This window comes from Paenibacillus sp. OSY-SE, assembly GCF_000283315.1.
Classification (GTDB): Bacteria; Bacillota; Bacilli; order Paenibacillales; family Paenibacillaceae; genus Paenibacillus_B; species Paenibacillus_B profundus.
In genome coordinates, this window is sequence record NZ_ALKF01000167.1 from 42404 (window position 1) to 64542 (window position 22139).

Genomic DNA, 22139 nt, shown 5'->3' on the forward strand with positions numbered 1-22139 from the left:
TGTTATTTGCCGCATGTTGGTTCACTTTTTGTCTTATCGAAGCCCCTTGCCATATAGATTGGCCTCCGCGAAGTAACGTATACAGCAAAAAACACCTCTTGGCTGTTAGAGGTGCTTCATCCTTCGCTTGGTATATAAAGAACAATCAAAATTGTTTATCCAGTGTAATCAACAGGACGCCATGAGACGGAATAATAAAGGTCTGCTCATAGCTTTGCGCATCGGTCAACTGTTCCGTCCGCAATTCGGGGCCGCTTTTATTTCGTAAATACGCTATTTCTTCCTCCGACGGGCAAGCCGGCTTACCCAATCGAATCCATTCGTCGAACACGGAGCCATGCTCGCGATCAAGCCGGTAGCTCGTCAGTTTATAATTGCCCTTTAAGCCATCCAGCTTAAGATGATACGCTCTGTTTCCTCTCTCCTCAAATATGGTGTACCGGCTCGTTTCCGTCAACCCCGACCAATCGCCGCTTGCGAAGAGCTGATCCACATGCGTGTAATGGTACATTAATAGCTGCAGGCTTCCATCATTCCGGCTCGTTACGATATAGCCGTCCCCGCGAGCGACAAGTCTCTTTCCCAGCTTGGCCAGCAGCTCGAATGCATAAAAGCTCGGCTTCTTTAAGCCGTTGCGATTCATTAAGCCGAACCCCCCGTAGAACAGCGGCTGAGGGGCTTGGCTTTCTTCGAAAACGTCAGTGAACGACCAGAATGCGATTGACGTCAGCGTCCCTATCGTTCGGAGCGCATGATGAATGACGAAGGGCCCCATAAACATCGTATCGTGAATCAAATTGCGGTCATAGAGGGAGAAGTTCCACTCTGTCATATGCAGCTCAAGGCCCGGCGCTTCGTTCTTACCTATTTGAGCTCTTAGCCGCTCTACACTATCAAGGTAGAAGGATGGCGGCATGATCTCCGTCAGCCTGTTGGCCTCTTCCTTCAGATTCGGATATTCCGAGTACACATGAAACGAAAAAAAGTCGATCGGCACATTCCCGTCACGGCAATAAGCCATAAAATCCTTCGCCCAGCTGTCATTCCACAGCGAGCCGTAGCCGAGCGCAGGCCCGCCTACACGCAGTTCGGCAGAAACCGACTTGATCGTACGCGCGGTGGAGTTGTAAAATTCAAAATACTGCTCCTTCGTGCCTGCCCAGCAGACGCCTGCCAGATCAGGTTCGTTCCATACTTCGAAATACCACTTCTTCACTTCATCCAATCCGTACCGATTCAGGCAATGACGAACAAATTCGCGCACAAGCGCATCCCACTTGCTCTGGACAGCCGGCGGGGAAATATTGCCCTTCCACCAAAAAATAGTCTCGTTCGAGCGGCGCAGCGGCGTCGGCATGAAGCCCAGTTCCACGAATGGGTGCAACCCCGCCTGCAACAAGAAATCATACAGCTTGTCTACATATGACCAGTTATAGATGGGCTGGCCGTCCTCCGTTTCGCTATATACCATCATCTCGTCATTGAATATGCCATGGAATCGGATATGGGTGAAAGCAAGCCTTCGCTGCAGATCCAGCAATTGCCCCTGCCAATCCGCTCGGAGCCCTTCAGCGGCTCTGCCGGCGGTTGTCACCCGATTCCAATGCGGCTCATAAGGAAGACCTGAATGGTCTGCGTGTATTCGAATATCAATCCGGTCATGAACGATACTCCTTCTGTCAAAGCCAGCCGTGTCCTCTTCAGATCGCTCCAAATAACGGTATAACGATTCCATCGCTTGTATCGTATCGGTTTCATAATAATCGCCGCTTGACGATTCAGCATAAGTGAGCGGCTTCCTCGCCGGACTGATCGGCGTCTCAGTTATTGCGGCATCCCGAAAAGCGCTTGGCGTGCAATCATACTTCTCTTTGAAATATTTGTTGAATAGCTTCACGTTCGCAAAACCGCAGTCTAAGGCGATTTGCGTTATGCTTTTGTCGGACTCCGTCAACTCGGCTACCGCCTTCTCCAAACGGACCGAAGTCAAATATTTCTGAAATGGGATGCCGATTTTATCGCTAAAGAAATGGGAGAAGTAATGCAAGCTTAGATGCTCCTCATCGGCGATTGTTTGCAGCGTTATTTTCTGGCCATAATTACGATCGACGAATTGCAGCACACGATTGAGCCGTTTGTAATCGTATGCCTTGTTATTCTCTAGAGACGCTTCGTTCATGCCAGTCGAGAAATAACGCAGCAGATGGCCAGCTAACAGCTGAAGCACGCCCATTGAATAATGGCGGCAGCCTGGCGCCTTCTTGCTTGCCTCCCATGCCAATTCCGCAAGACATCGGCGAATCCGATCATAACGGCCGCGGTCGTCGGGCGTCTGGTTCAATGAGTTGCACTCGACGAACGTATGATTATCCAGAAGGTCTGGATTAAACTGGAGAGTCAGCAATACATTGTCTTGGCTTGTGCGCTCGATCTGGTGGATGGACATGCTGTTCACGACGATAATATCGTCCTGCTTCAATGTGTACGGACGCTGATCCAAATAGATGGTGATGGTGCCCTGCAACACATAAATAATTTCAATTTCCTTATGCCAATGAAAAGGAATATGTGCAACGCTATTGACGAACAGCCGAATGGGCAAGTCTTCTTGATGCTCGATAAACTCATAATGATAACGCATATCGATACCCTTTCCTTTTTTTGAGTGTCTACTTAAAGGGGATAATACCACAGGTGGAGGTCTTTTTTCGATGGATCAAGCAACAGTGTGCCCTGAACTATTCGCAAACAGCCGAAATTTAGCAAAAAACTCTAAAATCCCTATTGTACGTGTGACTACTGCCAAAAATCGGAGTTTTGTCTCCCATAAAAAAAACCGCTTGGAATCCCAAGCGTTAGATTGATTGGATGATGGAATTTGGTCGGATCGCTCCCTGACTTTATCACGAGAAAATTTTGTACATAATTCCAAAACGAACAGGACCCACTTAATAAATTCAGTATGGGGCTGCCGGGCCGTTTTCTTTCAGACTCCATTGCATGCTTCCATTCTGCGAAAGCGTTCTCTAATTGTTGCAGCATGCGTTGTTTATCAAGATGAGGGTATGGGAAATAGTCCTCAATCCCCTGCTCGAACGTGGCGTTAACCTCGATCAATCGGAGCGTATTGCGCTTTACATGCTCCATGATATGTAAGACGATGCCATCGATACTGGCTGCATCTTCGGAAGATAGTGGCTTACCATGCGACATACCGAGATGACTTGGAATAATCGGAACGTATTCTCTTGAGCCATCATGTCCTCCCACAAGTTCATTTTAATGAAACAACTTGTACATTAACCAGTCTTCGTTCGCTATTCTTTCGCCAAGTGTTGCACCACGATGTCGCGGATTGGCTTCGTTATGGAATCGAACTTGTCTTCATCCTGTAGGTCAATCCAGTCAACCTCTACGATTTCTTGATTGTATGGCTTTGTCTTATCTAATGATAAAGTGCCGCCGATGATTTCTGCCCGATACGTATGCTTATGTTTAATCTCGCTCATTCGCCCGTGGAGTGTAATCTCGTATCCCGTTTCTTCCTTGACTTCGCGAATACACGCTTCTTCAGGCGTCTCTCCTTGCTCGATACCTCCGCCGGGATAACTCCATACCAATTTCCCGCGATCCGTACGCTGCCTAACCATCAGAATCTGATTATTATTTCTTACGATGATAGCTTGAGATCTCAGCATAACCACCCTCTCTTCATTTCATTTTTTGTCGCTTCTTCCTTATGGTTGATTCGTCTTCAAATAGTGGATCATGAAATCACATAATTCCATCTCCATCCCTTTTATGGCAGGTTTCACTTCTACATGATTCAATATATTTTTTATATTATCTTCTACTGTATTTGCTTTAAACTGGTGTACATATCCCGGCATCCTATGATTGAGAGCTTGATAATACCGAAGCTGAGGTTCAATAATATGTAAGTGCTTCTCGAAATTTCTGCTACGCATCGAATCCGTTTTTTGCGTTGTCATAATCGATCTTCCTCAATCCATAGACCCAATCATACCATAATTTAAAAATGTCCCCATCCAGCAGCACATAATCGTACTCGCGACTTTTTTCCATGGCAATTTGCCAGCGGTCAACTTGCCGCTCCAAGTGCCACTGAACCCTATCAATCCTTCTAAATCGGTGGAACCGAACAGAAAATGCGTTTCCTCCACCACATAAGCATTGCCCATCCCTAATAACAATCCCAGTACATATACCACTCGCCGTCGGCACGCGATCTGTAAAAATACAGATTGCCATTGTCACCGATCATGAAGCGCGGCTTCTCCTCAGATGCGAACTGCATGACGAATTGGCAGTCTTCCATCGAGATCGGGGATTGGATGTAGGACGGATAACCCCCGATTTTAGTAAAAGTATAGCGCGTGAACTCATCAAAAAATTGGTCACTCCATTCGTCGTCCTCATTAACCTGCGTCAAATCAACATAGTCCCATGCCTCTTCCCAGCACGGATAATCATTTTCTTCGGATAAGTGCCATTTAATCTGAAATTCTCTTAATCCTCTCACTTCTTCCGGCGTGTCAACCAACTGCAATCCATCCACAGATGGATGCTCGATAAGTTTCCATCCGTCTCCGTTCTTCGCGGGCTCCAGTGGCAGCTGCTTCTTATTCAGAAACACTTGGACCATACTGGAATGGCCCACGCCTTCGATGCCGCCTGGTATTTCAGGTACATACGCTTGCAATACGGGAATCATATGACCATCCGTATCGGTAGGCCATCCCGCTTCTGCATCTATGTAAAAGTGTCCGCCAAACCAGCTCCGTCTGCCATCTTCTGGACGGAATCCACCAATCTGTGCCTTAACCGGTTTCTTCCCTATTTCTTTCAGCTTCTTAAATGCCTCAATCTCCATCATTGTTCACCTCTTGTATGCAATATTATATCTATGCAGTCGAAGGCAGATCCATTGGTAAACATCAGCAGTCTACTCCGCTTCTGCTCCGATACGGCTCACATCAAGATGAGCGACGAGCTGCAGTTGAATGGTTTCCTTGTTTTTCTTTCCGTCATTATCCTTCCAGATCATTTCAACGTAGGTGTTCTCATAATCTTGTTTCGTCTTCGCTATTTCACCGTACTCATAAGGCCCCGTAATAGTCCCTATCTTGTTCACATTGACCAGTATATTCACTGGACCGCCCTCTGCACGGGCCTTTTTACTCAACACAGGTTCAGCTCCGAACTTCACATCCTGTTCAAAAAAAGTCACCGAATAATAGTCACTGTCGGCAACATCGTCTGCCGCTCCCAAATAAACCAAGCTGGCATTGCCCCGTTGTATGTTATCGGGAGTCACTACAATTCGATAGTTGTCCACCCGCCAATTGACACCGCTTCCTGCTAAAGTATAGATGTCTGTCCCTTTGTTGTCGCGTACTCCCTGTTGTCCCTGCTGATAAGCATAGAGTATGCCCCAGCCTACATTCGTAAGTAAGAAGATCACGGCTAACCACGTCGTTTTTTTCATCATTGCCTCCTATTCCCCAGCCTCTATTCCATATTTTACTTAATAATGCAGCCCGATCAAAGGGCTAAATGAAAGAAAACTGTAAATTACGCCAATAGTATAGGCGGTGGGCGGCAGCTTGCACTAAATTATTTTTAACGCATCAAAGTCATACATTTCTCTAAAAACTACATTAGCACAGATATAAGAAAGAGTCCCGATTTAACGTCATATGCTTCCTGCCTGCGGCATTCAATTCGAATTCCAGCACCCAAACCATTACATTGATTGATCGGACACTTTTTGATAACGGGGAATGTGCTAAAAGAGTCGGCCGCAAGCTACAAAAACGTACGCAGGGCATGCTATAATGAAAAGAAATGGAGTTGATTATCGGATGACAGATTTGCTCGATCCCCGGAATGATTTCGTGTTTAAGCGAATTTTCGGCAGTGAAGAAAATAAAGACGTGCTACTCACTTTCTTAAATCGAACCTTCGCGGAGTCGGGCGAGCCACCGCTAACGGAAATCGTTCTTCTAAATCCATACACGGATAAGGATGCTCCGCTGGATAAGCAGTCCATCTTCGACATTTGGGGCAAGACTGCGGAAGGCAAGCTGATTAACGTCGAGATGCAGTTGTTTAATAAATACGATATTGAAAAGCGTACCCTTTATTATTGGAGCAAACGCTACTCCAGCCAGTTGCAGGAAGGGCAAACCTACAAGGAGCTGAAGAAGTGTGTCACCATCAATATCTTGAACTATTCGTTCCTGCCTAATGACCGTTACCACAACGTGTTCCATCTGCGGGAAGACCACACGGGCTTTGAATTAACCGATGATATCGAAGTGCATTTCATGGAACTATCCAAGCTGGACGACCAATCCGTTCCGGTTGAGGGCGGCTTAATCAATTGGCTTCTGTTTCTGAAGGGTGCCGACAAATCGAATTGGGAGGTGCTGAAGATGAATGAACCGACATTGAAGAAAGCGATGGATACGCTGGAATTCTTAAGTCAGGATCGTGAGGCCCGCCGATTGTATGAGGAACGGCAGAAGTATTTGCATGATGAGGCTTCTATGATTGAATGGGCAAGAGAACAAGGTGAGCGAAATAAAGCAATTGAAATCGCTAAGAACATGCTAGCGTTGGGAATCGAGACGGCAGTCGTTGCCAAAGCTAGCGGCCTATCTGAATCGGAGGTCAAGTCCCTAAAGGCGGTTCAATAATTTGCTTACTTATGGACTGACCGCCTTTCGGCAAGGCATTCAGCGGCTAACCAAATCGCCCTGTCCTCCTCAAAAAGGACAAGGCGATTCATTTTTTTATCGAGGGAAACGATACTGAAATATAACGCTAACTATTCGCAAAATTCGAAATACCAGAAAAAAATTTCCTCCTGAGACCAACCGTGTCACCACGATCAATCACAGCCAAAGAATGTTAAATGCATTTTTGAGGCTTTGTATAAATTCTAGCTTCTGCCCAAGCAGGAAAAAGAACAAACCTCTTAAACGGGAAGAGTAGACGCGCTGGGTGTAGGCGTAAAGGATGACCTTGGTGAGCATTTTGGGATGGTAACTATGACGACCTCCGCCAGGATAAGCGGCAGCAAACAGTTGGTCGTCCAGTCGGTTCACCATCTCGTTAACGATACGAACAAGATGATTGCGGGGAAATATTCATTTAACCTTTATACAAGTTAGACTTTAACTGTGTAAAAATATATTCTTGCATTTGATTTGCAAGAAGAAGTATATTCGCATCTTTTTCGTTTTTTAAAACCCAATTCAGAAACACCATTGAGTTAGCGGCATATAATTCTGCTACATATTCCAATGCGATAGAACTTGAAGAAATCTGATGGTTTAAATAATCTAAGCAAGTTCTAAACAAAATTTGTTCAAATTCTTTGCGTAAATCAGCTGATGCTACATGTTACAATGATCACAAATTTTTTGATCGTAATATCTTTAAAGTCAGCTTGTTTGAGTAATTCAATTAGTCCCCGTTCAATCGCTCTTTTTCTATGCTTTAGAATAACTACATACTCAACTACAGGAGGGATAAATATGTTTAAACAATATGTAAATAATGAACAATTCAATCTTCAAATTAATCGTTTCATAAATGATTATTATCAAGAAGATGATAGAGCAAATGCTGACTTGGAAACCATTATTCCGAGATTAAATGATGCAAATAGCTGGTATGAAGCTTGGCTGGATTTTGCCAAGAAACGCGAAGTGAGCAAGGACTATGACTTAGCCTCGGTCTACTATCAAGCTGCAGAATTTTATCTTGCGCCTGCAGACCCAAATAAAGAAAAAATGTATCAAAAATATAGAGAAACCTTCTATAAAGGCTTTCATGATTTTGATTATGAATCCTACAAGATTCCCTATGAAGACTCCTACCTTCCTGCTGTAAAATTATTGACACCTGGGGCTAAAAAAACATTACTGGTCTTTGGCGGTTATGATTCTTACATGGAAGAGATGCTTAAAATGATGAAATTTATGAAAGGAATTGATTACAATATTATTGTATTTGATGGTCCAGGCCAAGGAACTGCATTAAAAAACGGTCTCAAATTCATTCACAACTGGGAAAAACCAATATCATCGGTGATTGATTATTTCAAGTTAGATCGTGTAAGCATCGTAGGCGCTTCTTGGGGAGGATATTTAGCTATGCGTGCTGCGGCTTTCGAAAAGAGAATAGATAAAGTAGTTGCCTTTAACATATTCTATTGTGGTCTTGATGCATTAAAAAATCGTATGCCAGATGAAACTTATAATGGTATTATGCAGCTAGTTGATGGTAATGAAGCAGATAAAGTTAATTCTTTATTTGAAAATATGATGGCTAACAATATTGATTTAAGCTGGAAAATTACAAAAGGAATGGAAAACACCGGTGAATCGACGCCTTTTGATCTCATTAAAAATTTTGAAAAACACACAATGCACGGAATTGGACCATTCATTAATCAAGATGTTCTTTTATTAGCTGGAGAAGATGATCAATACGTGCCTATTAGCCGACTGCCACAAATTCAACAAGAATTAATGAATGCTGCTTCAATTACAACTACAGTATTCACGAAAGAAACAGGTGGTGAACAACACTGTCAAGCAGGCTATAGAGAGTTAGCGTTTAATGAAATGAAGAAATTCCTATAACAAAAAGACAAAAAGGCAGCCCGAGGCTTCATTCTTGGGTTGCCCGTTTTTTTGCGGTCCATAGAGTGCTTCTTGAGCAGCAACTTCACTTCATAACCGTAAGCAGTAAGCACCCGCGAAATTCAGGATCACTTGCAGAATGTATACGGCATCGAGGTCACTCCCACACTCATCTCGAATATCACCATCAGGGGATCGTTCCTGAAATACGGTATAGTATGCGCCTTACCTCCTCGCAATCGTTTCTGACGGAAAGGGAGAATGGAGCTAAGGACTCTTGAACAGAGGTCCTGAACCATAAATCTCTGCACTCAATCTCCTTATCCCTTTGCCTCCCAGCCTTAAACTTCAATCTTATCTACAGAATTCCCTTCAATTAAATAACATCAAGCGCTCTCCTGACTTTTCTTGCGAAAATAAGCGGTTTTTCAACCGCTTCGATGTTGATATAAATCAAACGAGGGCGCTCGAATAGCCATTCGTTGTGTACAGACGTAACTTTGATTCCTTGATTGCGAATGGCCGATGTAAATTTATCGACTTCGTTTTGTAAAAATGCTGCTCTACCTAAACATAGCGCTCTGCCAGATTTATTATTTAATGATTCGAATGAAAAAGAAGACGTAACTGTAAATTGTTTTCCCAATATTTTTGCTCTTATTTGATCTCGGTTTATTGTCGATACGCACTTTCCCCCAGCGAAGCCGGACTGGCCCCCGATAATGTTTGAGAACTGCCCGCAAAGCGATCCGTTACTTGCCATACTTTCATCCCTCCCTATTCCATTTAGAGTATGAGCATAAGACCAGGGTTGAAACGGATTCTCGCCTACTTTATTAGCTGCCAAACGGCAACCTGGATGGTGGGACCTAAGGGGATTGAACCAATTATGTCGTATTGCGTATCAAGAAAGCGTTGTCTAACTCTTGCAGCATGCGTTGTTTATCAAGATGAGAGTATGGGAAATAGTCCTCAATCCCCTGCTCGAACGTGGCGTTAACCTCGATCAATCGAAGCGCGGCTTCTCGAAGCCCGAAGCCTTTCGAAAATGAGTAACCGCGTATTGGATCCACTTCAACCGCCTCTTTGCTTCATTCTCCCCTTCTGTCAGACGATGCCCTCCCGAAAGATGGCTTTGTTAACTTCCATCAGGAGATCGACCGCTTAGATACGCTATGGCATCTATACAAAACGGCATGCGCCTTACCTCATCGTAATCGTTCCTGACCGTAAGGGTGAATGGAACTAAGGACTCTTCTACTGAGGCCTGCACCATATTGCCGTTTCCAAGGGAGGGGGGGCTGCTGCCATTCCCGCCTGAGCGCAAACAAAAAACGAGCCTAGTCCCGGCTCGCTTCTGTGTTGCAACCTATGTATCCTTTGATTCCGCCGCTTGCGCCACAGCCAGTTCCCCCACCACCGTGTGCAGCAGCTTCGGCTTGGAAAATAGATTATATCCAATGGAGCGCAACGTATAAATAGGGCCAAATGGCAAGGCCCACCAGCCGAAGAGGAACGTGTACGCCGTAAACATCAAATTCAAGAGCGGCGTATAGTGGTAGCCCTTGATGTAATGGCGGGTTTTGCTCCGCAAGCTAATAAGACCGAACGAAAAACAAACTTCATACTGGACGAGTTCCGAATCCTTATCCAGCCGAATGCCATCATAAATGAGCTCGGAGGACATCATGAATTGTTCCCGATTAGTCAGGAGCCAACCTTCAAAATCAGCCTTTTTCCGGGCATTTCGGCGAAAGACTACATATAATAGAAATAGTATACATGCGATGACGATCTGGAATATCGCATTGCTCATATCTTGCCGATATATGCTGTTGCCTAATCCAAGCAGGAAGAGGAAACATATGAAAAGCAATAATTTGTGCATCTGTCCATCACCTGTTTATGCCGCAAAAACCAAGCAGTCACGCTCTATCGCCCGACTGTTGCACGTCTTATCCTGCATTGGTTCCTGTCTGGCGCGAATAGTTTCGTTTCATCATTGGTTTCTCGAATCCTTTCATGCACTTGGTTTCATACGATTTACGATAATCTCATTCACCACGGAATTAAGCTTCCGAGGCTGAACCCGTATATTATGTATGACCGCCTTTATCGTATTCAGGGGTCCCTTCGGCAAGGCCCACCAGCCAAATACCAAGCAGTACATAGAAAAAAACAACGAATACACCGCTGTGAAATGATGCCCGTTCACATAATAAGCGGTCTTGCCCCGGTAACTGATATACGCGACCGAAATGCATACTTCGTACTGAATAAATTCAGTCTGGGCATCGATAAGAATACCGTTGAACATCAATCCGTCTTGCTTCAACCGTTCCCGATTCTCGACAATCCAGTCGGAGAATTCGTCATTCAAGCGATGATCTCGCCAAAACAAGAGAGAAAATACGATTGTAACGATCGAAATAGCCGCCGGGAGGGTTGCGTGCTCCGGATTAGGATCCGAAACAAGCAGACTCAGGAATAGCATCGAAATAATGAACAATACAACATGCATAGAGGCGTCTCCTGACAGTTTATCTACTTTAGTAACTTAATGCTCTCCTCTATCGGCTCATTAGCATCCTCATCCCACACAACCGAAATTTCAAACGTGCCTGGTTCGAAGAACAAGGGAAACCGTCTCCTGAACCAAGGCTGCATCGGCAGCTCCATCGCTTCATCGATGGACACCCAGAGCAATTCGCCCTCCGGCGGATTGGCCAGCAGTTCTCCCTCGTACGAATCTGCTACATAGTTGAACACCATGTACCGATAGTTTTTTTGCGGGACTACATATTCGTCCAGCCCTTTATAAATCAGGTTCTTAACGCGAAGCCCCGTCTCTTCATACACTTCTCGAATAACGCCTTCCGATAAGCTTTCCGGGAAATCCACCTTCCCGCCAGGTCCCAAATAACCGGGAAAACCGCGTTCATTGGGGCGATTGATCAACAGCACACGATCGCCGTCTTGCACCAGGCACATCGTGTACATGCCATATTTCACATCCTGCTGCGTCATCTGTCATTCACCATTTTTACTATGTAATCGCCACTCATTTTTGAAACCTTTAAAAGTCCAGTTCGTACTAGCTACAAACAAAGAGGAAAGGATGTACCCGGATGGACGTCGGTGCGATAATGATATTCTCCTTGATTATCCCTATATTGGTGCTCCTGGGCATCATCTCTTCTAAGATCATTGCCGGAAAAGGCCTTCCAGACAGCAACTACACGCCGTTCGACTACATCACTGGACATTCCGCCGTCGAATTCCACGAAGAGAAGGAAGACAAGGAAGAAGAAGACGATCAGGGCGATGACAAGGATAAAAATAAGAGCAAGAAAAAGTCATAATTTATAGAAGTCGGGCTCAACTGAGCCCTTCTCATTTTCCACAAACACTAGTAATTCAATTTATTGATTGTAGCATTATATGCCACAATGTGACAAGAACGTTTATCCCTCTATTATTCATACACTATTCATCCCGTCATTCATTGCAACGCCAAGCCACAGTCAGGGCACTCCGCTTCTTTGCCCTTAAGGCGATACCCGCACGCGGGACATTTTACAGGCACTTAAAAGTCCGCAACCATTTTTAGAAAACATTCTCTCTCCTCTATTTGAATCTAACGGCACATCCCCCTACGCAACAAAGCCTCCCTGCGCAAGAAACCTTGCACAGAGAGGCTTGCACCGGCACCACCTACCATAGCATCCCTTCACCTAGCTCCAGATAAACGTCTGTTTCCTCAAAAGCACTACGATTATTTTGCGCTTTATCCGAGAAAAAACGCATCATGGTAGACAACCCTAAAGAATCGCTGCGGAAAGGCTTGCTGCGTGTGCCGCCAACAAGGCATACGTTTTTTTGATATTCCCATCCGCCTTGCGTATAAAAGTTAACTAAAGAAGGTTCACAAGTAAATATGCCGATATCCGGTTCATTTTTTTCGATATACGAAGCTGCTTCTTTTACAAGCTTCACACCGAATCCTTGATGGCGGTAAGGAGGATTGGTCATGACCTCGCTCAGCCCAAACGCTTTATACGTGAGTCCTCCATGTGTAATATTTTTGCCTGGAACGGCAACATGGCTAATTACGATATCGCTCTCAACCAATACGAAAGATGTTGGATGAGTTGCCGGATTCTCTGGCCAGTCTATATTCTTCCCCTTGCCTTCGAATGCTTGAGGCCACTGCTGCCGCATTAGCCATATAATCTGCTCTTTAAGATGCAAGGGACAATCTTCTTGGGCAAATTGAAGCAATTGCATCATCGATCGGCTCCTTTTGTAAATAAGAATTGGATGTTCACTGCCGTGTTTTCCCATAAAAGAAGAGTATAATCACTATAGCGAAAAAAGCAACCAACAACCACTTTTCAATATTATGCCTCATGACGGGTTGTTCTTTTCTGCCGTTTTTCTGATTAGCGCCATAATCGTATCCACGGCTGAATTCTCTTCGGCATCCCTTGATTTCATCTGCCTTATATAGGCTTCACGATGTTGGTAGACATCGAATAGGCTCTCCATAAAATTTCCGCCTGTCAGATGCGCTTCAAGCAACATTTTGGCGTACCCGGCCTGTTGAAAGTTCTCGGCATTCAGAATCTGGCCTGTCTGGGCACCGCCGCTTGCGTGTGGAATAAGCAGCATCGGCTTATGCAGCACAAGCAATTCATGGATGGAATTCGAGCCTGCGCGCGACACGACTACATCGGCCGCTGCCAATAAATCAGGCAAGCCATCGCTCACATATTCAAATTGTTTATAACCTTTATCTACGATGGATGCATCCGTTTTTCCTCTGCCGCAAATATGAATCACTTGAAAGTGCGCCAATAATTCCCTCAGCACGCTCCTAACTAGGTTATTAATCCGCTGCGCTCCCTGACTCCCTCCCATAATGAGCAGCACAGGCTGATTGTCACCGAAATGACAGGAAGCGAGCCCGCGCTCACGCTTGCCCGTCTTCAGCGCCTCCTTTACGATGGCTCCGACATGTATCGTGTTGCCCGAACGAACATAGTTACGCGTTTCCGGAAAGGTAGTGCACATGGTTGCGGCAAACGGCAGTGAAATTTTGTTGGCAAGCCCGGGATGAACATCCGATTCATGAATGATCGCAGCAACCTTGTTCATTTTTGCCCCAAGTATTACCGGAACCGCCACAAAACCGCCCTGTGAAAAAACAAGATCGGGCATCAGCTTTTTCAGCAAAACGCTAGCTTGAAACACGCCTCTAATGATCTTAAACACGTCAGTGACATTAGCCCAAGCGAAATATCTTCTCAGCTTCCCCGTTGAGATGGCATGATAATGAACTTGTTCGAATTCAGCCACAAGCTGTCTTTCAATTCCGTGTTCCGAACCGATATAATGAATCTCCCATCCCCCCCGTATACATCTGGGAATGAGCACAAGGTTCGCCGCAACATGTCCGGCAGAGCCGCCGCCCGTAAATATAATTCTTTTATTCATGCCAAGAAACCGCCCGTTTTTAGCATCCTTCTGACTTCATCTTTTGTCATGAGCGAGCTTTCAGAATGATAGCTTTGAAAATAAACCGGAGGGCAGTTAGCATAATGCTCCTGAAGTCCTTCGATAGGAAAGGCAGGCAAAATAACAAAGTATTGATCATCGAAATGGATGGACCTGCCGCTTTCAACTTCTGAAATTAACGTTTCATTGAGCCTTTCGCCGGGGCGCATACCCAATTGTTTGATTGGCACGTCTCCCGTCCCGAATTGTTCAATCATGACTTGCGCGATATCTACAATTTTGCAGGACGGCATATTCATGACGAAGGTTTCGCCGCCTCTGCTCTTCTCTGTTGCAACGATCAGCATGCGAACGGCATCTTCCAGCGTCAGGAAAAACCGCGTCATCCGCATGTCTGTCACTCCAACCTCCAGCTGATGCTGAATTTGATGCTTGAAGATCGGGATGACGCTGCCGGTGGATCCCAGAACATTACCGCACCTCACACAGACAAACCGGGTATGCGTATCTTTTGCATTTGCATGAATGATCAATTTTTCACCAATAGCCTTCGTAATCCCGTATGTACTCGATGGATTGGAAGCTTTATCGGTCGACACGTAAATTACCTTTTGGACACGGTGCTCTATGGCTGCCTCAATGACATGCTGTGTTCCGATTACATTCGTCTTCAAGGCGATGTCCGGCTGATTCTCACAGATAGGCACATGCTTCAACGCGGCAAGATGATAGAGCACATCAACTCCTTGGCAAGCTTGGATGATTTCCTGCTTGTCACGGATATCTCCAATGATGAAGTTCAATCTTGGGTCATTGAACTGCTGCTTCATTGCCACTTGCAACGCTTCATTGCGCGAAAAGACGCGAATTTCTTGCGGATGATGATAAGCCAACAGTTGACTAATCAGCTCTCTTCCCCAAGAGCCCGTGCCTCCGGTTATTAAAATGGTTTTGTTCATCATGATGTTCCTCCTAAATGCTTAGCGAAGCAAAGCTCGCTTCGAAAGCATGCGCTTTGTACATGGGTGCTGCTTACAAAGCCATCATAGATTGGCTATGTTACGCCAATATGACAAAGAGGATAACTGATAAGACGAAGTACTACTCCCTCGGAATCCACGCAGAGAGCACTCAATTGACAACATTGCTTATTTTACTGAATATTTGAACAAAATGGTTAATTCGTTAGGAATTGTTTACCTTTCGTAAAATCCATGGTAAATTATAGGTGGTCAATTACTTGCATCACAAAGGAAGGTGAAGTTGTGAGTACCGTTGCTGCGAAGCCTAAAAGCTTGGGGGAGCTAATACAGTATTACCGCCAAAAAAAAGACATCAGTTTAAACAAATTACAGGAACTGGTGGGCATTGATAAGGGTAGCCTGTCTCGGATTGAAAATGGTGAGGTTAAACGCCCCGATTTTCAAATGATATTATCCATTGCTGCTGCCTTAAATATCCCCCGTAATGACATCGTAGAACAGTACATCCAGATAGGACATAAATCAGAAGTAATTCACTCTATTTTACAGAACGCACTTCAATCATCCGATCATCCATCTTTAATAACCAAGATAGCCGCCAAGTTTCTCGAATCATCGAATGAAGACAGCTTGGACTTGGTAGAGAAATTGTACCAAACGACAGACTCCGTAGAGGATACCTCCATTCAATTATCTTTGTTTAACCTCATCATTGATTACTCACGCAATCATGGAATTATGCCTTACATTGCGAAAAGCTCATACCAGAAATACATGATTGAACGAAATGATTTCAGTAAATTAAATGAAACATATCAACTAGGAAAAAACGTTTTTGACTATGTAAATTTTCTCGGTAACAGACAACGAACAACATTTTATTATTCTTTAGGAATTCACGCTTACAGTTTGATGAATTTTGATGACTCTGTTTCATACATGAAATATGTAATTGAAAGCGACACTACAGAAAATGGTGAATATAGCGCCAATGCCTATATCAACTTATGTAATTCTTCTTATTACACAGGTGATTACGAGGCAAGTCAATCGTACCTTGATGAGTACAGTAAGTACCACTTTTCATATGTAGCTGATAATGTGAAATTTATGTCGGCTTGTATAAAAGGTAAAACTGGGAGCTTAGATAATGCTATTTCTCAGTTGAATTCTTATTTAAAGGATGCCTCTGAATATAATGTTATTTTTGCAGTTACTGAATTACTTGACTTGCATGTTAAAAAAAGTGATTTTCATTCAGCTAAAATGCTGCTTGATTATGAAAAACAAATGGTGAAATCCCTGCAAGACAAACGGACAACACCCTTCAAACGATCAGTTTTAGCTCGCTTTTACAAGCTCACGGGTGACTTATTGCAACACGAAAATGTGGAAAAGTCCTTTGATTTTTACATGAAGAGCGTTTTAGAGCATGCACGTATTGGTCAATATGATAAATCATTTAATTGCCTTGGAAATATCACTCAGGCAATTGCTAAAGGCACAATAGCAAGTAAGGATACACTAAACAAGCTTGATTTTTTAATAAAATCAGTGAGTCAAAAACAATTTAACAGAGAGGATTGGTTGTAACATGAAAAGATTTGCTTCAAAGTTACCGATTCTTATGTTTGCTATAATGCTCTCGATCAGTTTATCTGGTGGAGATATAACCGTGATGTTTATGGGAGACAGCCCTTGGATACTAGGCACTTAAGTCTAAAGATTAAACTAACACAGACGCCGAAAGGCGTCTTTTTGTATGTAATTTACTTTGGGTGTTACATAAAAATCCATAAAAAAGATTTTAGCCCAACCCGTTCTATAATAGAAACAAGATACAGTTTATGGATGAGTGGGTATCCGCCATTTAAGCTGTCATAAAATATGAAAGGGTGTTCCAACAATAGAACCATTTTATTTTTGCTATGTAAAACATGATTATTTAATTGAAAGAATCGAAAGTATCCGGCTGCAATTAATAAAAACAGCAAATGAAAAAAAGAGCTTTACAGACGAAGATGTTGTGAGATTGAGCCAAGAGCTAGACATTTATCTTTTTGAGTTTCAGAGAAGGAGTGAGGGAAAGTTCAAATAGATAATTTTCAAGAAATAAAGTAGAAATTTATAATCGATCCCTGATCTTGCTATATTTCACCATATATGTTATTATATTACTAGAAAAAGTTCTCTTCATTTCATCAAAGAAATTTATAATGTATCACTACATATTAGTTATTCCTCCATAAAAGCTGTGATGCAATGTCCTCACTTTTAATTTTGAAGAGTTCTCTTTACTTAATTTTAAGGAGGAGATCTAATAAAAGAAAAAGTGAAAGGCAGTTTTTTGTGGAACAAGCTTCAAATTACTTGAATATTTTAGAATATGTGTTAAAGCAAAATCAAAAAAAGTTGGTAGATTAAGGAAATAGTTTCAGAAAATACGAGAGGAGTTTTGTTCAATGAAATCGAAAAAAGGCACTTTGAAAATTGTACTTGCTTGTGCTATGGTGTTTAATGTATTTTCATTATCCGTATCAGCAGAGGCAACTCCTGCAAAGGCTGTAACTGCTGCACAATCGTTATCAGTGCATGACATTGTTCCTAACGAGTACTTCTCAAAGTATGCAGGAAAGTTTAATTCCTATGAAGAGGTAGCTCAAGCTAATGGTTTCTCAACAGCAAATCCTGCACAGGGAACGCAAGGATTACGTAATGCATCCAGTGCAAACGGATATGTTAAAGTAAACTCTGTTGACGAATATGCGGCATTATTGAATTATTATAATGATTTGACTTCTTCGACACAAAACGCTGTCGAACATCAGTCAAGCTCTGTGAAAGCGCTCGCTGACTACGAAACTCGCACAGTTACACATGAGAAGACATGGAACGACACCGGAGTTACATGGATGAAGGCGTATGTCATATGTGAAGTCAACAACAAAACTGACAAAATTGTTGGCACACCTAGAACAGATAGTGCTTATTTCGGGTTTCACCCCGGAACTAGCTGGGGACACAGCAAGGAAAGGTCATCTGTACATGTGAACACAGAGAAAACAGGTGGATATGCGAACATCGTCGGTACCATGTCTTTTTACATTATCATTGAAGGTATCGGTAAAGTGACAGAGAAAGAACTGACTAAATATATGACCTTCTAACACATTTCTCAGAAATAACGGGTGATTCATAAAGTCGCCCGTTATTTAATATGTTGTTAAAGGAGGTGTAGTTATGAAAGAACAGAACAAAAATAATAAAAGCACATCTAAGCGAAAACTGATAATTGGAATTGTAGTTGGTTTTGTAATAGTATATACCGCTTACAATGTAATTACGTATATGCTCGCTACAGATTCGTTGACTCCGTAAAAATACTAATTAACGGTCATTGGTGAATCGAGATACAAAGCCACTCTCGTTCAACTAAATATCATAATCAGAGGCACCTGTACGATGGATAAATAGTGGTTGCATTCAAAGCTTTTATATCAAGACTTTTTTGTTATGTAACCACTATAAGTGTTCAACAGACAAACAGACATAAAAGTTAGTCAAAATCAGTAGTTTTAGATATATACATATACACCAAAGTCGTACCAGGCCATTTTGCGCTATTTTAGAGGCTATTTCAGGGGTGTTTTGAGGTGTTTTGGACGGAAAAAGGCATTCTACAGATGGCAGGATTTGAACCTGCGGTCTCTTCCTTCCAAGGGAAACGAGAACTCTCAACTTCTCCACATCTGTAAATGCTCCGTCCTCACGGTCAGTAAGCCCGGCGAGTTATTCGAAACTTATTTCAATACATCCCATATTACAATCAACAAGCCTAACGCCATTTGTATGGCGCACGCTGCCGAAATTTCAATACATCTCAAATTAAAACATGCTTTCCCACCTCCCCCCTACATTCTCCAAACCCTTGTAAATCAAGGCTTTTTTCTTTTTTCCTTTCCCTCTGATTCCCTTAATTCTATACAACTACATGGAATCCGCCCTCAATTGGTCCCCCGGGGGACGGGAATGAATTCTTAGCTCAAATGCTTCGGAATAATCTAAAGCTCTAAAACATCTATCCCATTGTAGGGATTAGGAAGCATAGTGTGGATTGGAGGCGCTATTGCAGGAGTACTGTTTTTCGCATTGGCTATGGTGCTAGATTACTTGGAACAAATATCTTATTCGCTTCGACAGATAAAGAAGATATGCCAAGAAAAGAACGCGAACAGATGCCTCCTTCTGTAGCGTCAAACTCCCATAGCAGCATGAAATTTTTGAAGGAATATAAGTTGCGCAGCTGACTGAGGGAAACGTGGTGACCACTCATGGAAATCGGCATTGGAAAGCTAAGTATAAAAAATAAGTAGCAGAGCCTCGGAGCAATCCGGGGCTTTACTAATTACCATTAATTCCATAGTTTTCACACCTTTAAAATGGTACAATACGCCCAGATAACAATCTTTGGGAGGTATAATGATGGGTGTCGATAAACCTAAAAAACCTGTATATAAACGTTGGTGGTTTATAGTGATTGCTGCCTTCTTTATTCTTGCTGCGATCGGTGCGGCGTTGGATGATGGAGAGAAGCCAAAGGTATCGAAAGAACCCCCGGCCGTTGCGCCAGTGGACGACGACAAGAAAGAAGAAAAGAAGGAAGAAAAAAATAATGAAATACTAGTTACAATGGATCTGAAGGAGATCGTCGAATCAGGCAAGGTAGGAATTGAAGGAACTACAAATCTACCCGACGGAACAGAACTCTTAGTCTCACTTTCAAACGATAGTGATTTTCGTGCTCAGGCAAATACTACAGTACACAACAGCAGTTTCAAAACAGAGCAATTTTCCAATAAAGGCGAGGCGTTGGAATCAGGCTCTTATAATGTAGATGTAACAATGCCAATTGCTTCTGTACAATCTGAGGATGTTCAAAAAATTATTGGGGCGAGCTCAGAAAATTTAAAAGGCGATTTGGTTAAAGATGATGATTTCGGAAAAGTGGTTAAGTATTCAAAATCTATTGAAATTGAAGGCGCTGAGAAAATTGATCATAGTGCATTAATTAAAAGCTTCAAAGAACAAATAAGTGCATATTACAATGATATTAACAACGAGTATGATAAACATAAAAAATCATTAGACCTTGCAACTTGGGGCGAATTTGCACGGGGATTTAAAGAAGGCACGACAGAATTGAGAAATGAAATAGACCAGTCCGCTTTAAATCAAGGTGAACAAATTCAACTAAGTCCAGCTTGTGCTGATTTACAAATGCTCTTAACTGCTTATGCAGCAGATTTACAGGACCGCGGCGACATTGAGGAAATAAAACGGTTAAAAAATCAAATAAAAGATGCCATTAAATAAAAACGAAGCATCACCAGAAAGAGCCCCGGATTCCGGGGCTCAGCTGTTATACGCATCATATACCCTCTTATTACACTTCACGCATGTGCACATACCATCAATCCATTTCCCTTTCATAACCGCCTTGCGATTGATCTCTCTGACCATAGTTGTCGTACTATCCATCTTGAAAGTTGCGATTCATCCCCTTCTCACCGTACCTATCGATCTTGGCTATTTTACAGTTGCGATAGTTTTGAAAAAACGTAAGATAACAAAGATAACAAAAAAACAGGTCAATCATGGTGGTATCTGACCATAAGCGACCTGTTCAATGTATCGCTTTAGCGTTATTTAGGTTGTATATCTAAAGCATTTATCTGCGTACAAAAGAAATGGAAAAATTCTTGTAGCGGTATTACATGAGTGAAATGTTTTAATTGGGTTTAATCGACACTGGGTGGGGGTAAAGCCCCACCACAAAAGGAAAACCACATGGAGTTTTTACACTCGCATGTGGTCGAGTACGTATCTGTTAATAGTTGAAATCAATGTCTTAGTTAATAATCTTCTCCGAAAATTTCTTCCCTCTGTTTCTTTTGTTGTTCTATCATTTCATCCATCTTGTTAATATCAAAGACACCTGAATCGTTACCTGCAAGGGAATAAAGCTTCAGCCAGTAAGCATTATGCGGTAAGAAAGATTCTGTAGCTTGTCTTATATTCTCGTCCGTAATGCGCTCCACTATTATATCAGGTGGGCCTGCTTCAATAAAGCAAAGTTCATTATTATCCATTTGTGTAAGATAATTTTTTGGGGTAGTAACAACAATTGAGTATCGATGACCGTCATTTAAATATACATCAACATCTAAATTATCATCAGTAATGTCTTTAATATTGTCTATACAAGTGGGATATACAATATTAATAATTTCGTATTTCAAAAACATACACCTCTTTAGTCATAGTGTTTCTTCAATACATTGATTACATCTTGTCGATTTCCTTTTCCTGATTTAGACAATATTTCCACAACTCCATCATTCATACGATAATAAACTCTAGCATCCCCAGACCTCAGTTCGTATACAGAGCCAAACAAGTGTTTCTGGCCTTTGCCTACTCTACCTCCACTTTCAATAAACTGCTGAATAACATAACAGTATCTACTCTTTCTTGTAAAATTTTATTCATTGAAAGTGCGTCACTTCCTTTACCAACCTATCATTATTTTTTATTAGAGATTTTACCTCAAAACATTTATTGTGCGTCCAGATACCAAGGTTAGAAACAAAGTACGTATGGAAATCCTTCACCTTAAAGTTATAAACGGTCTTGTGTTCCTTCTTAACTTCAATCTTCTCAATGGCTATTTCCTTGCCATCCGAAGTTGTCAGAACATCGCCCGTCTTGAGGTTCTTGGCTTCCACCCAACCTTCACCGACAATCCAGAACGGATGCTCATCCGTTGTCGTGATGACTTCGTCACCAACAGTAATATTATACGTCTCATTGACTTCACGTTGGAAGAGCCATTCAACTTCCTTGTAAGCCATCTCGCCTGTTTCATCATTTTTGGCTAGTACCTTATCCCCTACCTCGATTT

The 22139-nt window shown here is 42.7% G+C and carries 22 protein-coding genes, 1 tRNA gene and 1 pseudogene; 7 read left to right on the plus strand and 17 right to left on the minus strand.

The window, feature by feature from the left end:
* Positions 1–145 precede the first annotated feature (145 nt).
* From A372_RS0109375 to A372_RS0109405, 5 genes are all read right to left on the minus strand, one after another.
* Positions 146–2641, minus strand: coding sequence for a GH39 family glycosyl hydrolase (locus A372_RS0109375; protein ID WP_019420582.1), 2496 nt, complete (start codon positions 2639–2641; stop codon positions 146–148).
* 676 nt (positions 2642–3317) lie between these two features.
* A complete protein-coding gene (locus tag A372_RS0109385; RefSeq protein WP_019420584.1) occupies positions 3318–3698 on the minus strand; it encodes an NUDIX hydrolase in 381 nt (126 codons plus the stop codon).
* A gap of 262 nt (positions 3699–3960) precedes the next feature.
* Complete coding sequence (locus A372_RS37300) at positions 3961–4119, minus strand: hypothetical protein (protein ID WP_157259493.1); 159 nt, start codon at positions 4117–4119, stop codon at positions 3961–3963.
* Between the two features lie 85 nt (positions 4120–4204).
* Positions 4205–4897 carry a DUF1963 domain-containing protein gene (locus A372_RS0109400; protein WP_019420587.1) on the minus strand — a complete coding sequence of 231 codons (693 nt, stop codon included), beginning with the start codon at positions 4895–4897 and terminating at the stop codon, positions 4205–4207.
* A gap of 69 nt (positions 4898–4966) precedes the next feature.
* Positions 4967–5512, minus strand: a complete 546-nt coding sequence (locus A372_RS0109405; protein ID WP_157259494.1) for a hypothetical protein — start codon at positions 5510–5512, stop codon at positions 4967–4969.
* Positions 5513–5885: 373 nt separating this feature from the next.
* Here A372_RS0109405 and A372_RS0109410 point away from each other — a divergent pair, with 373 nt between their 5' ends.
* Positions 5886–6722: an Rpn family recombination-promoting nuclease/putative transposase gene (locus A372_RS0109410; RefSeq protein WP_019420589.1), complete on the plus strand. Its 837-nt coding sequence runs from the start codon at positions 5886–5888 to the stop codon at positions 6720–6722.
* 285 nt (positions 6723–7007) lie between these two features.
* Here A372_RS0109410 and A372_RS39525 read toward each other — a convergent pair.
* Positions 7008–7175, minus strand: a pseudogene (locus A372_RS39525) (IS1182 family transposase); the annotation flags it as partial.
* Between the two features lie 390 nt (positions 7176–7565).
* Between A372_RS39525 and A372_RS0109415 the strand changes: the two are divergent.
* Positions 7566–8678, plus strand: coding sequence for an alpha/beta fold hydrolase (locus A372_RS0109415; RefSeq protein ID WP_019420590.1), 1113 nt, complete (start codon positions 7566–7568; stop codon positions 8676–8678).
* A gap of 376 nt (positions 8679–9054) precedes the next feature.
* Here the strand turns inward: A372_RS0109415 and A372_RS0109420 are convergent, their stop codons facing one another.
* The 5 genes from A372_RS0109420 to A372_RS0109440 form a co-directional block, all read right to left on the minus strand.
* Positions 9055–9441 (minus strand): DUF1259 domain-containing protein, encoded by a 387-nt coding sequence (locus tag A372_RS0109420; protein ID WP_019420591.1) that lies wholly within the window; start codon positions 9439–9441, stop codon positions 9055–9057.
* 124 nt (positions 9442–9565) lie between these two features.
* Positions 9566–9751 (minus strand): hypothetical protein, encoded by a 186-nt coding sequence (locus A372_RS0109425; RefSeq protein WP_019420592.1) that lies wholly within the window; start codon positions 9749–9751, stop codon positions 9566–9568.
* Between the two features lie 296 nt (positions 9752–10047).
* Positions 10048–10566: a hypothetical protein gene (locus tag A372_RS0109430; RefSeq protein ID WP_019420593.1), complete on the minus strand. Its 519-nt coding sequence runs from the start codon at positions 10564–10566 to the stop codon at positions 10048–10050.
* 132 nt (positions 10567–10698) lie between these two features.
* Positions 10699–11199 (minus strand): hypothetical protein, encoded by a 501-nt coding sequence (locus A372_RS0109435; protein WP_019420594.1) that lies wholly within the window; start codon positions 11197–11199, stop codon positions 10699–10701.
* 23 nt (positions 11200–11222) lie between these two features.
* A complete protein-coding gene (locus A372_RS0109440) occupies positions 11223–11705 on the minus strand; it encodes an 8-oxo-dGTP diphosphatase (protein ID WP_019420595.1) in 483 nt (160 codons plus the stop codon).
* Positions 11706–11806: 101 nt separating this feature from the next.
* Here A372_RS0109440 and A372_RS0109445 point away from each other — a divergent pair, with 101 nt between their 5' ends.
* The gene (locus A372_RS0109445) at positions 11807–12040 is read left to right on the plus strand and encodes a DUF3951 domain-containing protein (protein ID WP_019420596.1); all 234 of its coding nucleotides are present in this window, start codon (positions 11807–11809) and stop codon (positions 12038–12040) included.
* A gap of 352 nt (positions 12041–12392) precedes the next feature.
* Here A372_RS0109445 and A372_RS0109450 read toward each other — a convergent pair whose 3' ends face one another.
* From A372_RS0109450 to A372_RS0109460, 3 genes are all read right to left on the minus strand, one after another.
* Positions 12393–12968: a GNAT family N-acetyltransferase gene (locus A372_RS0109450; protein ID WP_019420597.1), complete on the minus strand. Its 576-nt coding sequence runs from the start codon at positions 12966–12968 to the stop codon at positions 12393–12395.
* Positions 12969–13085: 117 nt separating this feature from the next.
* On the minus strand, positions 13086–14174 hold the full coding sequence (locus tag A372_RS0109455) for an undecaprenyldiphospho-muramoylpentapeptide beta-N-acetylglucosaminyltransferase (protein ID WP_019420598.1): 1089 nt from the start codon (positions 14172–14174) through the stop codon (positions 13086–13088).
* Entirely contained in the window at positions 14171–15157 is a 987-nt protein-coding gene (locus A372_RS0109460) for a polysaccharide biosynthesis protein (RefSeq protein ID WP_019420599.1), read from the minus strand. Before A372_RS0109460 ends, A372_RS0109455 begins: the two co-directional genes overlap by 4 nt.
* Positions 15158–15460: 303 nt before the next feature.
* On the opposite strand from A372_RS0109460, the gene A372_RS33690 reads away from it, so the two are divergent.
* The 3 genes from A372_RS33690 to A372_RS0109475 all read left to right on the plus strand — a co-directional run bounded on the left by A372_RS33690 (position 15461) and on the right by A372_RS0109475 (position 18345).
* Complete coding sequence (locus A372_RS33690) at positions 15461–16771, plus strand: helix-turn-helix domain-containing protein (RefSeq protein WP_019420601.1); 1311 nt, start codon at positions 15461–15463, stop codon at positions 16769–16771.
* 364 nt (positions 16772–17135) lie between these two features.
* Positions 17136–17276, plus strand: coding sequence for an aspartyl-phosphate phosphatase Spo0E family protein (locus A372_RS38525; protein WP_272943465.1), 141 nt, complete (start codon positions 17136–17138; stop codon positions 17274–17276).
* Between the two features lie 364 nt (positions 17277–17640).
* Positions 17641–18345 carry a hypothetical protein gene (locus tag A372_RS0109475; RefSeq protein WP_019420602.1) on the plus strand — a complete coding sequence of 235 codons (705 nt, stop codon included), beginning with the start codon at positions 17641–17643 and terminating at the stop codon, positions 18343–18345.
* Positions 18346–18856: 511 nt separating this feature from the next.
* On the opposite strand, the gene A372_RS0109485 is transcribed toward A372_RS0109475, so the two are convergent.
* Positions 18857–18931: transfer RNA gene (locus A372_RS0109485), tRNA-Pro, on the minus strand.
* Between the two features lie 726 nt (positions 18932–19657).
* On the opposite strand from A372_RS0109485, the gene A372_RS0109490 reads away from it, so the two are divergent.
* Positions 19658–20551 (plus strand): hypothetical protein, encoded by an 894-nt coding sequence (locus tag A372_RS0109490; RefSeq protein ID WP_237728508.1) that lies wholly within the window; start codon positions 19658–19660, stop codon positions 20549–20551.
* A 539-nt stretch (positions 20552–21090) separates the two neighbouring features.
* Here the strand turns inward: A372_RS0109490 and A372_RS0109495 are convergent.
* Together A372_RS0109495 and A372_RS0109500 are read right to left on the minus strand one after the other, a co-directional pair.
* Positions 21091–21477, minus strand: a complete 387-nt coding sequence (locus A372_RS0109495) for a hypothetical protein (protein WP_019420605.1) — start codon at positions 21475–21477, stop codon at positions 21091–21093.
* Positions 21478–21723: 246 nt separating this feature from the next.
* Positions 21724–22139, minus strand: a 416-nt coding sequence (locus tag A372_RS0109500; RefSeq protein WP_019420606.1) for a polymorphic toxin-type HINT domain-containing protein, incomplete at its 5' end; no start/stop codon positions are given.

Bases quoted from the DNA above. Each gene is read 5' to 3' on its own strand.
- A372_RS0109445 (WP_019420596.1), top strand. From the start codon at position 11,807: ATGGACGTCGGTGCGATAATGATATTCTCCTTGATTATCCCTATATTG.
- A372_RS0109460 (WP_019420599.1), bottom strand. From the start codon at position 15,157: ATGATGAACAAAACCATTTTAATAACCGGAGGCACGGGCTCTTGGGGA.
- A372_RS0109450 (WP_019420597.1), bottom strand. From the start codon at position 12,968: ATGATGCAATTGCTTCAATTTGCCCAAGAAGATTGTCCCTTGCATCTT.
- A372_RS0109475 (WP_019420602.1), top strand. From the start codon at position 17,641: ATGAAATCGAAAAAAGGCACTTTGAAAATTGTACTTGCTTGTGCTATG.
- A372_RS0109410 (WP_019420589.1), top strand. From the start codon at position 5,886: ATGACAGATTTGCTCGATCCCCGGAATGATTTCGTGTTTAAGCGAATT.
- A372_RS0109375 (WP_019420582.1), bottom strand. From the start codon at position 2,641: ATGCGTTATCATTATGAGTTTATCGAGCATCAAGAAGACTTGCCCATT.
- A372_RS0109430 (WP_019420593.1), bottom strand. From the start codon at position 10,566: ATGCACAAATTATTGCTTTTCATATGTTTCCTCTTCCTGCTTGGATTA.
- A372_RS0109440 (WP_019420595.1), bottom strand. From the start codon at position 11,705: ATGACGCAGCAGGATGTGAAATATGGCATGTACACGATGTGCCTGGTG.
- A372_RS0109455 (WP_019420598.1), bottom strand. From the start codon at position 14,174: ATGAATAAAAGAATTATATTTACGGGCGGCGGCTCTGCCGGACATGTT.
- A372_RS0109415 (WP_019420590.1), top strand. From the start codon at position 7,566: ATGTTTAAACAATATGTAAATAATGAACAATTCAATCTTCAAATTAAT.
- A372_RS0109420 (WP_019420591.1), bottom strand. From the start codon at position 9,441: ATGGCAAGTAACGGATCGCTTTGCGGGCAGTTCTCAAACATTATCGGG.
- A372_RS0109385 (WP_019420584.1), bottom strand. From the start codon at position 3,698: ATGCTGAGATCTCAAGCTATCATCGTAAGAAATAATAATCAGATTCTG.
- A372_RS0109435 (WP_019420594.1), bottom strand. From the start codon at position 11,199: ATGCATGTTGTATTGTTCATTATTTCGATGCTATTCCTGAGTCTGCTT.
- A372_RS0109490 (WP_237728508.1), top strand. From the start codon at position 19,658: ATGATGGGTGTCGATAAACCTAAAAAACCTGTATATAAACGTTGGTGG.
- A372_RS0109405 (WP_157259494.1), bottom strand. From the start codon at position 5,512: ATGATGAAAAAAACGACGTGGTTAGCCGTGATCTTCTTACTTACGAAT.
- A372_RS0109400 (WP_019420587.1), bottom strand. From the start codon at position 4,897: ATGATGGAGATTGAGGCATTTAAGAAGCTGAAAGAAATAGGGAAGAAA.